The sequence below is a fragment of the Massilia sp. LC238 genome (genome assembly GCF_000735635.1).
Classification (GTDB): domain Bacteria; phylum Pseudomonadota; class Gammaproteobacteria; order Burkholderiales; family Burkholderiaceae_D; genus Telluria; species Telluria varians.
In genome coordinates, this window is sequence record NZ_JNNN01000079.1 from 1 (window position 1) to 13,074 (window position 13,074).

The following is a 13,074-nucleotide window of genomic DNA, read 5'->3' on the forward strand; positions in this document are numbered from 1 at the left end:
CGACACGCGCCAGCCACGGTTTGAAGCTTGCCGCCTGCATTGCCACCTCCACTGTCGATCGGACAGTGGTTTGACATCGGTTCAGCTCAACAGTTCAAGATCTCCAACACCTAACGGTGACAGCGCCATTATAAAGAGCGCGGCTGCGCTGCAGCGACAGCGCCTCGCGCATGCGCTGGCGCAGGCTGCCTGCCGAGACCGGCTTGGCGTAGTGGGCATCGGCCACGCCGGAACGCAGCGCCGCGTCGATCTCGGCCAGGTCCTGCTGCCCGGTCAGCATCAGCCGCACGGTGCGCGGATGGCGCGCGGCGACCTGGGCCAGCACCTCGGTGCCGCGCATGCCGGGCATGGCCTGGTCGCACAGGATGACCTCGACCGGCTCGCACTCGAGCAGGGCCAGGGCCTCGGGGCCGGAGCCTGCACTCAGCACGCGCACCGGCTCGTCGCCGAGCATGTCGGCCAGCACGGCCAGCATGAAGGGATCGTCGTCGACCAGCAGGATGGTCGGCTGGGCGGCCTGCGCCTGCGGGACGGCCGCCGGCGCCGGGACAGGCGCCTGGGCCGGCGCGGCGGAAACGCCATGCGCGGGTGCGGCGGCAGGCAGGAAGGCTTCGAGTTCCGCCACGAAGCTCTCCGGTTCGATCGGCTTGCTGATGTAGCCGTCGAAGCCGGCGGCCAGCACCTTCTCGCGGTCGCCGGCCATCGCCAGCGCCGTCACGGCCAGCACCGGCGCCCTGGCAAGGGCGGGCTCCGCCTTGAGTGCGGCCAGCACCGAAAAGCCGTCCATGCCGGGCAGGTTGACGTCGCAGGCCACCAGGTCGGGCGGCGCGGCGCGGGCGCAAGCAATGCCGCGCGGGCCGTCAGGGGCGCTGACGGCATGGTGTCCATAGGCGGTGAGCAGAAACGCCATCAGCTCGACGTTGGCGGGATTGTCTTCGATGATCAGGATGCGGGCCAAGTTCGGCGCTCCAGTTGAGGCGTTGCGCTTACTGTAACACGGCGCCCGTCAATACAGCCAGTCCCGGATGCGCTAGACGCTTGCCCGTTGCGCCGCCAGGCCCTGGCGGGCGATCTCCTCCATCACGGCGTCGAGCACGCGTGGATTGCGGCCCAGCGCGACATGGCCGACGCCGCCGAAGGCCAGGTTGCGCGCGCCCGGCAGCTCGCTCGAGGTCTGGGGCGCAATGATGTTGTCGTGATGGGAGTAGATCGAGGTGACCAGGGCGCGCGCCCCCGCGTCCTCGTTTGCGGCGAGCGTGCGCAGCCAGGCGCATTCGGGCGGTTCGGCGCGCGCGGCCCGGCGCATCTGGGCCGCGTTCAGGCCGAGGCCGAAGGCGGCCAGGCAGGTGCCGTGGTGCGGCGTGCCGAGCGTGATCAGGCGCGCCACCCGCTGCGTACCGCAGGCGCGCATCCAGGCCCGCGCCACCAGCCCGCCCATGCTGTGCGCGACGATGATCACCTGGTCCGCGCCGGTCGCCGTTCTCAGTGCCTCGACCGCGCGCTCGACCAGCGGCGCATAGCCGTCGATGTCGCCGGTAATCGGCTCGAGGTCGACCGAGGCGTGGCTGATGCCGGCGGCGTCGAGGCGCGGCACCAGGTGCGCCCAGTAGCCGCTGTTGCAGCCATAGCCGTGCAGCAGCAGGACCGGCGGCATTCGTGAACCCGGATGGATGCGGGTGCGGGCGCTGGCGCGCGGCATGGTCCACGAGGACTGCAGCATGCTGGCGCTGAACTCTTCCAGGAACATGCGCACGCGCGCCGTGAAGCCGAGCCGGTACTCGCCGGGCGTGGGGCTGGCGAAGCGCGCGCTCATGAAGAAGTTGTTGAGGTTGATGAAGAGGCGCACCAGCACAACGCTGCCCAGGCCCAGGGCCAGGGCCTGCCAGCGGCTGGCGCCGAAGATCTCGACGGCGGCCAGGCCGATGCCCAGCGCGGCGAGCGCCTGGATCAGGAGCAGCAACTGGAGCAGGCGGCGCGCGCTCATGGTCCTGCCCTCATGCGGCCAGCCGGGCCGCCGGCCTGCCGGTGAGCGATGCGGCAAGGCCGCTCGCCAGCCTGGCGCTGAACCCATAGATCGTCAGTTGCGGATTGGCGCCGAGCGAGGTCGGGAACAGCGAGCCGTCGTGCACCGACAGGTTGGCCAGGCCGCGGTAGCGGCCCTCCGGCGTGGTGACGCCAAGGCGCTCGTCGCCCGACATCGCGCAGCCGCCCATCACGTGGGCCGAGGCCACGCGCGTGAGCTGCAGCCCCTGCGGCAGGGCCGCGATGGCGGCCTTCGCCTCGCGCCAGGAAGTGTAGCGGCGCGCCATCTCGTGGGCCGGCTGCACGCCGCTGGCGCCGGCGGCGAACTGGATCTCGGCCATCGTGAGCAGCGCGCGGCGCGCGCCATCCCACAGATAACTGCTCATCGGATAGTCGAGTTCCGGGCTGCCGTCGCCGCGCAGGCGCACGCTGCCGCCCGGCGCGCCCTCGTGGAAGCCGTCGCGCAGCAGGGCCAGCATGCCCGCCAGGTGCGGGAAGTCGCGCATCAGGGCGGCGTGGCTCTCGCCGAAACCGTTCATGGTGGTGGCCAGCAGCAGCGGATGCAGTGGCGGCGCTTCCAGCTTGTAGCCGATCGGGCCGTCCATGGGGCCCGCCAGGTAGTGGTCGGAATACACGGTCTGCGGCGCGCCGGCCCAGGCTTCCACGCGCTGCGGGAAAAAGGCGGCCGAGATGATGGTCGGGTGCAGGAAGGTGCGCCGGCCCAGCTGGCCGCTGGGGTCGGGAGCCTTCGAGCGCAGCAGCAGCGCGGGCGAATTGATCGCGCCGCCCGCCACCACGAAATGGCGTGCGCGCAGGCGCAGCACCCGCCCGGTGGGCAGGACGCCGGGCCCATCGAGGGCCTGGCACAGGAGCTCCTCGATCCGCTCGCCCTGGATCATGAAGCGCTGCGCGCGGGCGCGCGTGACGAGCAGCGCGCCCTGCTCCAGCGCGGCCGGGATGGTCGTCACCAGCATCGACTGCTTGGCATTGGTCGGGCAGCCCATGCCGCAGTAGCCGAGGTTCCAGCAGCCGTTGACGTTACGGCGGATCAGGCCTGTGGGAATACCGAGCTTCTCGGCGCCGCGGCGCAGGACCGCGTTGTTCTCGTTGGGCGCACCCGGCCAGTCGGCGATGTGCAGGCGCGCCTCCATCATCGCGAACCAGGGCGCCAGCGCGTCCGGCGTGCTGTCGGGCAGCGCGTAGTGGCGGCGCCACCAGTCGAGGGTGGCGGGCGGGGTGCGGAAGCTCGAGGTCCAGTTGACCACCGTGGAGCCGCCCACGGTGCGGCCCTGCAGGATGTTGATGCCCTTGTCGACGGTCTTGCGCGCGGCCGATTCCTGGTACAGCGCAGGATAGGCCTCGGCTTCGCGCATCCTGAAGTCGCGCGAGGATGTCAGTGCGCCCTCTTCCACCACGATGACCGACAGGCCCGAGCGCGCCAGGATCTCGGCCGTGACGCCGCCGCCGGCGCCGCTGCCGACGATGACGACGTCGGCCTCGAAGCTGCGGTCCTGCGCCAGCGTCGCGGCGTCGACGATCTTCCAGCCCTTGGCGATGCCGGCCGCGATCGGGTCCGCGACGATCGGCGTGTTCACGCCAGCTCCTTCATCGGGCCGGGATAGCCGATGGCCGCCCAGCTGGCCGGCTGCGCATACCAGGCGCCGAGCACCAGGTCGTGCAGCGCGTGGTAGGCACTGCGCAGCAGGCCGAGGCGGTGCAGGCGCCAGTCCTCCAGGCAAGCGCTCACCTCGTCGACACGCGCTCCTTCCCAACCGCCCGCGATGCCAGTCAGCAGGCGGCGCGCGGGTGCCAGCGCGAGCAGGCCGAACAGGTCCTGGACTTCCTTCTGGGTGCCGGGAGGCAGGCCGAGGATGGCCTGGTGGACGCCGTCGATGGTCCTGGTGAGCGCAGCCTCACGGCCGGCATCCTGGGGCAGCGCGCCGGCCAGGATCGCCGGCAGGATCGCATGCAGGGCCGCACGCGCTTCGCCGTCCAGTGCGAAGCGGTGTGGCGTGCCGCTGTACCTGGCGCGGTAGAACGCGCCGCCGGCCGCCAGCGCGAGCGCGGCCAGGCCGCCGGCTTTCAGGAAAGTCCGTCGTGATGTCCCCATCTATCTGTCCCAGGAATGCCTCTTGTCTTTTGGCTAGTGTACGCCAAAGGGAACACCCTTCGGAGCCGGAAACTAGAGGGGGAACTCCAGGACGCGCCGAGCGGACAAGCCGGTCATGATGGTGCATCGTCCTTCTTCGCCATGAAGACGAAATGCGAGCGCAATGGCGGCAGCAGCGTGGCGAGCGTCTCCGGCACCAGGTGCGGGGCCTTGGCCAGCATGCGCGCCAGTGGCGGCGCCAGCAGCAAGGTCCGGTAGTGGCGCTCGCGCGCCGGCCACAGGCGGTCGAGCTCGGCCCGGGTGAGCCGGCGCACATTGCGGTTACGTGGATTGTTATAGCGGAAGTCGAAGATCATGCACCAGCCGCCGGGCCGCAGGATACGCCACATGTGCGCGGCAAGTGCCTGGCGCGCGTCGTCGGCCAGGACCGACGAGAACACCGTGTGGGCGCTGATCAAGTCTGCACTGCCGTCCGGTATGGGCTCGAGTCCGCCGAGATGCCAGTGCACGCCCTGTGCCGTGTTGCGGCGCGCCGCATCCAATCGTTCGGCCAACAGCTCGGTGCCGGTCAGGTTGGCCGGGTTCGCTCCCCAGTCGATCAGCTGGCGCAGGAAAGCGCCGGTGCCGCAACCGACGTCCAGCACCCTCAGCGCCGCCAGGTCGCGCCCGACGGTTCTGCGCAGCATGGCGCCGAAGCCCGTCGAACAGTCCAGGCTCTGTCGCAGGAAGTCGGGGCGCAGCCGTTCGTAGCGCGGCAGCGCGCCGCCGCCACTCCACTGCCGATACGTTCGTACGATGCGTTCGTGCTCGAGCTCGTTTTTCATGCTGCCTCCCGACCGGTCGGTGCCTTTGTCCACGATTTTCAGCAATGGTGCGGCACGAAACTTGCGCAGTAGCAGCCTTGACGCCGATCGGACGGCGTCTTTACAAAGCTTTACACGACACGTCGGGTGCAAAGGAAATTTGCATCCCGGACCCGGCAGGCAAATATTCTTTGCACGCTATTTCTTGGGCTTCTGCTCGATGATCGCGCGCGCGATCCCGCGCAGGATGTTGACTTCCTCGGTCTCGAGCCCGGTGCGCGAGAACAGGCGCTTCAGGCGCGGCATCAGCTTCTTCGGGTTGTTCGCGTTGAGGAAGCCGATCGCCACCAGCGCTTCTTCGAGGTGGGCGTACATGCCGTCGATCTGCGCCATGCTGGCGGCGTCGCCGTGAAAGCCCACGCCGCGTTCCTCGACGGTGTCGCCAGTCGCCGCAAGCCGGCATTCGTAGGCCAGCACCTGGGCCGCCTGAGACAAGTTGAGCGAGGAATACTCCGGGTTCGAGGGAATGTTGATCAGCACGTTGCACTGCTGGACGATCTCGTTCGGCAGTCCGACCCGCTCGTTGCCCAACACCAGTGCGGGCCGCAACTCGCCCTGCCCCGCCGCGTGAGCCGCGAAGGCGCGCGGCGTCCACACCGGCGGCGAGAATTCGCGCAGGCGTGCCGACACAGCGGCGGCGAAATTGCAGCCGTCCAGCGCTTCGCCGATGCTGCCGACGATACGGGCATTGGCCAGCACGTCGCCCGCGCCGCTCGCGAACGCCACCGCCTCGGCATCGTTCAGCGGGTCCTCGCAGCGCGGCGACACCAGCACCAGTTCGCTGAATCCCATCGTCTTCATGGCGCGCGCCACCGAGCCGACATTGCCCGCGCGGCTGGTCTCGACCAGCACGAAACGGAGCCTTTTGAACAGAGATGTGTTGATTTCGGTCGGGTTCATTTAAAATAGCGCCATCGCGCGGTGCGGGCTGTTGTCATCCGGGGCTGGAAAGTCGTGGATTGTAACGGGTTCGGCACCGCTTTGCTCTTTGTCATTCTCTATTCAGCTGACCGTTCACGGCGCTCGACAGCGTGGTGGGCGTTCGCGTTTTTTCCACGGAAAGCCCATGCACCCAATGCTCAATACGGCCGTCAAGGCCGCCCGCCGCGCCGCCACCGTCATCAACCGCGCGTCCTTCGACCTCGATCGCATCACCATTTCTGAAAAAAATCACAACGATTTCGTCACCGACATCGACCAGGCGTCGGAACAGGCGATCGTGGAAACGCTGCTGAAGGCCTACCCGGACCACGCCATCCTGGCGGAGGAATCGGGCGCGTCGAAGAACCTGAATGACGAGAGCGAAAACGTGTGGATCATCGACCCGATCGACGGCACCACCAATTTCCTGCACGGCTACCCCAACTTCTGCATCTCGATCGCCCTGCAACAGAAAGGCGTGATCACCAACGCCCTGGTCTACGACCCGGTGCGCAACGACCTGTTCACCGCCACCAAGGGCGCCGGCGCCTACCTGAACGACAAGCGCATCCGCGTGAGCAGCAAGGACCGCATCGGCAAGGCCTTGCTGGCCTCGGGCCACGGTCCGGATCCGCGCGCGCTGGCCGAATACCTGCGCATGTACGAAACGGTCGCCTCGCGCTGCCACGGCGTGCGCAGCGGCGGTTCGGCCGCGCTGGAACTGGCCAACGTGGCCGCCGGCCGCATCGACGGTTATTTCGAGAAGGGCCTGAAGGTGTGGGACATCGCGGCGGGCGCCCTCTTGGTGACCGAAGCCGGCGGCATCGTCGGCGAATTCAACGGCGAATCGGACTACCTGCACAAGGGCGACATCATCGCCGCCGGCCCGAAGGTGTTCGGCGCCATGGTTCCGCTGCTGGCGGCCTTCGCCTAAGAACCTATCCCGGTAGGGAGGAGGAAGTTGATGGCGATGCATGGCAAGCGGGGGCAAGGTGCGAGGAGGCCGCATGGCTGGCCATGCAACGACGAGCAACGCAGCACCCGATTGTCAGGCGCGCCAGCAACGACTCATTCCCTACGGGGATAGGTTCTAAGCAGCGCTTAAAGGTCGGCTGCAGCGATTTCGCGTAGAATACGCCTTGTGGTTCCGGGTGCAGACAGTGCACCCGCTTCACCGGACGGAAAGTCCCGGTCAGAAACTTTCCATAGAGAAACAAGTCCTCTATAATCCCGGCTGCCAGCGCGGGTCTACCACGCGCGGCAGCGTCCGGCGTTCCCGCGGTTTGTACTGCGTCCCGCCTGCAATGACTAATCCGATTTGCCTGGACCGGCGCTGTGTTGCGCAGGCCACCTTTTTATAAAGAATCTATGTCATTTTCCACTCTCGGTTTGTCCGATGCGATCGTTCGCGCGGTAACTGAACAAGGCTACACCTCGCCGACCCCGATCCAGGCCCAGGCGATCCCCGCCGTCCTGAACGGCGGCGACCTGCTGGCCGGCGCCCAGACCGGCACCGGCAAGACCGCCGGCTTCACCCTGCCGATCCTGCAACTGCTCTCGTCGGACAAGACCGGCCAGGCGCTCAAGAACAAGACTGCCCCGCGCGCTATCCGCGCCCTGGTGCTGACCCCGACCCGCGAACTCGCGGCCCAGGTCGAGGAAAGCGTGCGCCTGTACGGCAAGTACACCAACCTGAACTCGGCCGTGATCTTCGGCGGCGTCGGCATCAACCCGCAGATCAAGCTGCTCAAGCAGGGCGTCGACGTGCTGGTCGCCACCCCGGGCCGCCTGCTCGACCACGCCGGCCAGGGCACCGTCGACCTGTCCAAGATCGAGATCCTGATCCTGGACGAAGCCGACCGCATGCTGGACATGGGCTTCATCCACGACATCAAGAAGGTGCTGGCGATCCTGCCGCCGAAGCGCCAGAACCTGCTGTTCTCGGCCACCTTCTCGGACGACATCAAGGCGCTGGCCGACAAGCTGCTGAACAACCCGCAGTCGATCGAAGTGGCGCGCCGCAACTCGACCGTGGAAGTGATCGCGCAAAAGATCCACCCGGTCGACCGCGACAAGAAGCACCCGATGCTGTCGCACCTGATCAAGGAAAACAGCTGGCACCAGGTGCTGGTGTTTACCCGCACCAAGCACGGCGCCAACAAGCTGGTGGAACAGCTGGGCAAGGACGGCATCGGCGCGATGGCGATCCACGGCAACAAGAGCCAGTCGGCGCGCACCAAGGCGCTGGCCGAGTTCAAGGACGGCAGCCTGCAGGTGCTGGTGGCCACCGACATCGCCGCACGCGGCATTGACATCGATCAGCTGCCGCACGTGGTCAACTACGACCTGCCGAACGTGCCGGAAGATTATGTGCACCGGATCGGCCGTACCGGCCGTGCCGGCGCCACCGGTGAAGCGGTCTCGCTGGTATGCGTGGACGAGCACCAGATGCTCAAGGACATCGAGAAGCTGATCAAGCAGACCCTGCCCCGCCACGTGATCCCGGGCTTCGAGCCGGACCCGACCGCGAAAGCACAGCCGATCCAGCTGCGCAGCGGCGCCCCGGGCCATGCGAACCGCGGTGGCGGTCGCCCAGGCGGCAACCGCGGCGGCCAGGGCCAGCCGCGCAGTGCCGGCGCCGGTGCCGGCAACGGTGGCGGCAATGGCGGCCGTCCGGCAGGCAATCGCCCGGCGGGCGCCAACGGCGGCAACCGCAATGGCAGCAGCGCCAGCCGCGGCCCGCGCAGCGGTTCCGCACCGCGCCGCGAGCGCTGATCGCACGGGCAGCGCTCGCTGCCCTGCCCGCTTTGCATGAAGGTCGGCGTCGACCACATCGACGCCGGCCTTTTTTCTCGCCAGGGCATGATAGTTGATTACTCAAGCACTTGCCAAGTGTCGCAAAGGAGTATATATTTGAGTAATCAACTTTATCTCAACAATTGGACACCGCCATGATCGACACGAACGACACTTCCGCTACCGCTGCTCCCCTCGACAGCCCCACCAGCGAGTTCTGCCTGCGCATGGCGCGTGCCTGGGCGGCGCTGTCGCGGCGCCTCGACAGTTCATTGGGCAGCCTGCACGGCATCAGTTTTGCCGACTACCAGTTGCTGCTGAGCCTGCAGCGAGCCCCGGGCGGGCGGCTGCGCCGGGTCGACCTGGCCGAGAAGCTGGGCCTGACGGCGTCCGGCGTCACCCGCTCGCTGCTGCCGCTGGAAAAGATCGGCCTGGTCGGCCGCCAGAGCGATCCGCGCGATGCCCGCGTCGGCTACGGCATCATCACGCCCACCGGGAGCGAACTGGTGCTCAATGCCGGCGTGGTGGTGCACAACGTCAGCCGCATGCTGCTCGGCGCGCCCTCGCGTGAGCAGATCGAGTCGACCTCGACCCTGCTGGCCCAGCTGGGCGGTAGTCAGTAAGCCGGGAGGCATGGGGCCGAATCGGCTAGGATAGCGGGATCGCCATCCACCGAAGCGCCGCATGCCGAGATTCGCCGCCAACCTGAGCCTGCTGTTCAACGAGCTCCCCTTCCTCGACCGCTTTGCCGCCGCACGCGCGGCCGGCTTCGATGCGGTCGAGTTCCTGTTTCCGTATGCCTTCGAGGCCGAGCAGATCGCCGCGCGCCTGCAGCGCTACGGACTGGAACTGGTGCTGCACAACCTGCCGGCCGGCGACTGGGCCGCCGGCGAGCGCGGCCTGGCCTGCGATCCGCGCCGCAGCGCGGAATTCCAGGACGGGGTCGACCTGGCCCTCGACTATGCGCTCGAGCTGGGCGTGCGCCGCCTGCACTGCCTGGCCGGCAGGATGCCGCCGAACCTCGGCCATGAACGGGCCCACGCCGCCTACGTCGCCAACCTGCGCCATGCGGCGGCGCGCTGCCGGGAGCACGGCATCAGCCTGCTGATCGAGCCGATCAACGACCGCGACATGCCCGGCTATTTCCTCACCGGCACGCGCCAGGCAATGGCGGTCATCGAGGAAGTCGGCGCCCCCAACCTGGGCCTGCAGTACGACATCTACCACATGCAGCGGATGGAGGGCGAGCTGGCCGAAACGATCCGCCGCCACTTCCCCCTGATCCGCCACGTCCAGCTGGCCGACGTGCCGGGCCGCCACCAGCCCGGCACCGGCGAGATCAATTTCCCCTTCCTGTTCGGCCTGCTGGACGAACTCGGCTACGAAGGATGGGTCGGCTGCGAATACCTGCCGCAGGGCGACACGCAGGCTTCGCTCGGCTGGCTGCACGAAGAACGCAAGCGTCATGCATCCTGGCTGGACAGGGCGTGAAGCTTCGGGCAGCATCGATGCTTTACCCGGCTTAAGGAGCCACGATGATCCAGGGATTGCGCACCGTAATTTACCCCGTCACCAATCTGGCCGAGGCCACCGCCTGGTATGAGCAGGTCCTCGGCAAGGCGCCCTATTTGAACGAAGTCTTCTACGTCGGCTTCGAGGTGGGCGGCTTCGAGCTGGGCCTGATCCCCGACGGCCAGCCGGGCAGCGCCGGCGCCACCGCCTACTGGGGCACGCAAGACATCGAGGCCGAGGTCGCGCGCCTGGCGAGCCTGGGGGCGGAAGTGGATGCGCCCGTGACCGACGTCGGCGGCGGCATCCGCGTCGCGACCGTGCGCGATCCCTACGGCAACCTGTTCGGCGTGATCCAGAATCCGCATTTCGACCGCAGCAAAGTCGAATAAGACGTGCATACCTGCTTGTGTAAGCTCAGGCACTTGACCGCCAGCAAGACTTTGCCGCGCGGAGTTTGAAACAATGGGGACTTTCGGGCCGCTCCCCCAGGCCAGAAAGGATCCCCATGTTGCGACATCTTTCGATCCGCCTGCTCGTCGTCCTTCCGATCCTGTGCGGCATGCTGCTGGGCGGCTGCGGGACGACCACCGGCGGCCCGGTCAGCCTGCAGGAAGTGCGCGAATTCGCCGATGCCTCGGCGCGGCTGGGCGGCTACGCCGAACTGGCGCGCCGCTACCGCGACACCTACGAGCGCGAACAACCCTACCTGTCCCCCGCCGCCGACAAGCTGGCGCGCGAGAACGACGCCAAGCGCAAGGCGGTGCACGAGGACTTCATCGCCATCCAGAAGACCCTGGTGCTCTACATGCAGACCCTGAGCCTGCTCGCCGGCGATGCGCGCTACGACCTGTCCGAGCGCATCGACGACCTCGGCAACGGCCTGAAAGCCAATGCCGAGTCCGGCCTGCAGCAGCGCCACATCACGGCCTACACCGGCCTGACCCGCCTGCTGACGCGCGTGATCGCCTCCGGCTACCAGAACCGCAGCGTGGAAACCATGGTGCGCGACGGCGACGCCGACGTGCAGGTGCTGCTGGACGCCATGATCTCGCTCACCCGCCTCTACTACAAGACCAACGAGAATGAGAAGAAGACGATCCTCGGCATCTTCGATGTCGAGATCCCGTTTTCGACGCGCAATTCGGACCGCATGCTGGTGACGCTCGCCAAGGTGCACTACCTGAACAAGGCCACCGAATACAAGCTGGTCGACCGCCGCTACGAGCTGGCCCTGCAGGGCCTGACCAAGGTGGCTCTCGGGCACCAGAAAATGCGCGAGAACCTCGGCAAGCTGTCGGACGCGGAAATCCGGCGCCTGCTGGCCAACTACGGACGTGACCTGCGCACCATCCGCGACGGGCTGTCCGGCGACTGAGAACCTAGCGCGGTAAACAGGAGGACACATGGCTACCACCCCGACCCGTTCCAGCAGCGCATCCACCGACCTTGCGTCCCCGGCCGAGGCCGACGTCGATGCGGCCAAGGCCCCGGCCGCCACGGCTGGCCCCGCCCTGTCCAGCACCGAGAAGATCGTCGAGCTGGCCGACCACCTGTCGGCCTGCGCCGACCAGCTGCACGAGCGCGTGATGCAGGAGATCCGCAGCTACGGCGGCCGGCCGGTGCCCGAACACGTGCAGGACAAGGCCCGCGCCCTGTTCGAGGACGAAGTGCTGCTGCGCCAGCGCGCCAACGGCCTGCACGTCGACGCCGCCACCCTCATCGTCAAGGGCCTGGGCAAGCAGCAGGCCCAGCTCGTCAAGCTGACCGCCGACGCCGCCGAGAAGATCCGCAAGATCGGCGCCATCGGTGAGGCGGCCGGCCTGGTGGGCGGCCTGCTGGCCCTGGCCGGCGCCGCCGCGACCGGCCAGCCGGCGCTGATCCTAGCCGCCGTCGACAAGATCGACAAGCACGGCAAGGCCCTGAATGCGCTCAAGCCGAAGCCCCCTGCCAAGGCAAGCTGAGTCCGGGAAGAAGGCGCGCGGCCTTGCCGTCAGCACATGTGCTGTCCGCCATTGATCGCCAGGTTGGCGCCGGTGACGAAGCCCGCCGCGTCCGACACCAGCCAGGACACCATGGCCGCCACTTCGCCGGGCTGGCCCAGGCGTCCGACCGGGATCTGCGGCAGGATGCGTTCGTGCAGCACCTGCGGCGACACGTCGTGCGTCGAGCGGGTGTCGAGGTAGCCCGGCGACACCGTGTTGACGGTGACGCCGTGGCGCGCCGACTCCAGCGCCAGCGCCTTGGTCAAGCCGTGCAGGCGGGCCTTGGCGGCACCAGTGTGGCCAGGTTCAGCGCTCCCTGCTGCCCGTTGACGGAGCCGATGTTGACGATGCGTCCCCAGCGCTGCGCGACCATGGTCTCGATGGTATGGCGCGCCATGTTGAAGGCGCCGTCGAGGTTGACACCCATCACCGCATGCCAGTCGTCCAGGCCCATCCTGCACATGCTGCGGTCGCGCGCCAGGCCGGCATTATTGACGAGCACGTTGATGCGGCCGGCATGCCCGAGCAGGCGCTGGACCGCGCGGCCCGCGCACTCGAAGTCGGCCACGTCGGCCTCGAGCGCGATGAATTCCATGCCGTCGCGGCGGTGGCTGGCCAGCCATTCGCAACGATAGTGGTTGGATGGCGAAAAGGTGGCGGCGACGGTGAAACCGTCGAGATGCAGGCGGCGGCACAAGGCCGTGCCGAGTCCGCCCATGCCCCCGGTGACGAGGGCGACGCGTTTGCTCATGAAGGATCCCTTGGACTTGGTATACGGCATCCTTCAAGGACAAGCCTGGCGGGACTGTCCCGGGATGCGATCTACCGATTGTAGGGAAGCGGCTTCCGAGCCTTGTTGACCAAGATC

General features: G+C 67.8%; 15 protein-coding genes. 7 read left to right on the plus strand and 8 right to left on the minus strand.

What is annotated here, in order from left to right; all coding sequences use genetic code 11:
- Nucleotides 1–94 precede the first annotated feature (94 nt).
- The 6 genes from FG94_RS26255 to FG94_RS22935 form a co-directional block, all read right to left on the minus strand.
- Nucleotides 95–958, minus strand: coding sequence for a response regulator (locus FG94_RS26255; RefSeq protein ID WP_051997029.1), 864 nt, complete (start codon nucleotides 956–958; stop codon nucleotides 95–97).
- A 72-nt stretch (nucleotides 959–1,030) separates the two neighbouring features.
- Complete coding sequence (locus tag FG94_RS22915; RefSeq protein ID WP_036216625.1) at nucleotides 1,031–1,984, minus strand: alpha/beta fold hydrolase; 954 nt, start codon at nucleotides 1,982–1,984, stop codon at nucleotides 1,031–1,033.
- Between the two features lie 10 nt (nucleotides 1,985–1,994).
- Complete coding sequence (locus FG94_RS22920) at nucleotides 1,995–3,617, minus strand: GMC family oxidoreductase (protein ID WP_036216626.1); 1,623 nt, start codon at nucleotides 3,615–3,617, stop codon at nucleotides 1,995–1,997.
- Nucleotides 3,614–4,132: a hypothetical protein gene (locus FG94_RS22925; RefSeq protein WP_036216628.1), complete on the minus strand. Its 519-nt coding sequence runs from the start codon at nucleotides 4,130–4,132 to the stop codon at nucleotides 3,614–3,616. Before FG94_RS22925 ends, FG94_RS22920 begins: the two co-directional genes overlap by 4 nt.
- 113 nt (nucleotides 4,133–4,245) lie before the next feature.
- Nucleotides 4,246–4,956, minus strand: coding sequence for a class I SAM-dependent methyltransferase (locus FG94_RS22930; protein WP_036216629.1), 711 nt, complete (start codon nucleotides 4,954–4,956; stop codon nucleotides 4,246–4,248).
- A 177-nt stretch (nucleotides 4,957–5,133) separates the two neighbouring features.
- Nucleotides 5,134–5,895 (minus strand): RNA methyltransferase, encoded by a 762-nt coding sequence (locus tag FG94_RS22935; protein WP_036216631.1) that lies wholly within the window; start codon nucleotides 5,893–5,895, stop codon nucleotides 5,134–5,136.
- A 175-nt stretch (nucleotides 5,896–6,070) separates the two neighbouring features.
- On the opposite strand from FG94_RS22935, the gene FG94_RS22940 reads away from it, so the two are divergent.
- From FG94_RS22940 to FG94_RS22970, 7 genes are all read left to right on the plus strand, one after another.
- The gene (locus FG94_RS22940; RefSeq protein WP_027866095.1) at nucleotides 6,071–6,850 is read left to right on the plus strand and encodes an inositol monophosphatase family protein; all 780 of its coding nucleotides are present in this window, start codon (nucleotides 6,071–6,073) and stop codon (nucleotides 6,848–6,850) included.
- Nucleotides 6,851–7,284: 434 nt separating this feature from the next.
- Nucleotides 7,285–8,691: a DEAD/DEAH box helicase gene (locus FG94_RS22945; RefSeq protein ID WP_051997030.1), complete on the plus strand. Its 1,407-nt coding sequence runs from the start codon at nucleotides 7,285–7,287 to the stop codon at nucleotides 8,689–8,691.
- Between the two features lie 176 nt (nucleotides 8,692–8,867).
- On the plus strand, nucleotides 8,868–9,335 hold the full coding sequence (locus FG94_RS26260) for a MarR family winged helix-turn-helix transcriptional regulator (RefSeq protein ID WP_051997036.1): 468 nt from the start codon (nucleotides 8,868–8,870) through the stop codon (nucleotides 9,333–9,335).
- Between the two features lie 61 nt (nucleotides 9,336–9,396).
- Nucleotides 9,397–10,203, plus strand: coding sequence for a hydroxypyruvate isomerase (hyi, locus tag FG94_RS22955; protein WP_036216633.1), 807 nt, complete (start codon nucleotides 9,397–9,399; stop codon nucleotides 10,201–10,203).
- Nucleotides 10,204–10,247: 44 nt separating this feature from the next.
- The gene (locus tag FG94_RS22960; protein WP_036216635.1) at nucleotides 10,248–10,613 is read left to right on the plus strand and encodes a VOC family protein; all 366 of its coding nucleotides are present in this window, start codon (nucleotides 10,248–10,250) and stop codon (nucleotides 10,611–10,613) included.
- Between the two features lie 116 nt (nucleotides 10,614–10,729).
- Nucleotides 10,730–11,599, plus strand: coding sequence for a hypothetical protein (locus tag FG94_RS22965; RefSeq protein ID WP_036216637.1), 870 nt, complete (start codon nucleotides 10,730–10,732; stop codon nucleotides 11,597–11,599).
- Between the two features lie 28 nt (nucleotides 11,600–11,627).
- Complete coding sequence (locus FG94_RS22970; RefSeq protein WP_229446045.1) at nucleotides 11,628–12,185, plus strand: hypothetical protein; 558 nt, start codon at nucleotides 11,628–11,630, stop codon at nucleotides 12,183–12,185.
- A gap of 29 nt (nucleotides 12,186–12,214) precedes the next feature.
- Here FG94_RS22970 and FG94_RS28595 read toward each other — a convergent pair whose 3' ends face one another.
- Together FG94_RS28595 and FG94_RS22975 are read right to left on the minus strand one after the other, a co-directional pair.
- Nucleotides 12,215–12,472 (minus strand): SDR family oxidoreductase, encoded by a 258-nt coding sequence (locus FG94_RS28595; protein ID WP_307188128.1) that lies wholly within the window; start codon nucleotides 12,470–12,472, stop codon nucleotides 12,215–12,217.
- Nucleotides 12,469–12,957 carry an SDR family NAD(P)-dependent oxidoreductase gene (locus FG94_RS22975; RefSeq protein ID WP_307188129.1) on the minus strand — a complete coding sequence of 163 codons (489 nt, stop codon included), beginning with the start codon at nucleotides 12,955–12,957 and terminating at the stop codon, nucleotides 12,469–12,471. The genes FG94_RS28595 and FG94_RS22975 overlap by 4 nt, the downstream gene beginning before the upstream one ends.
- Nucleotides 12,958–13,074: the final 117 nt, after the last annotated feature.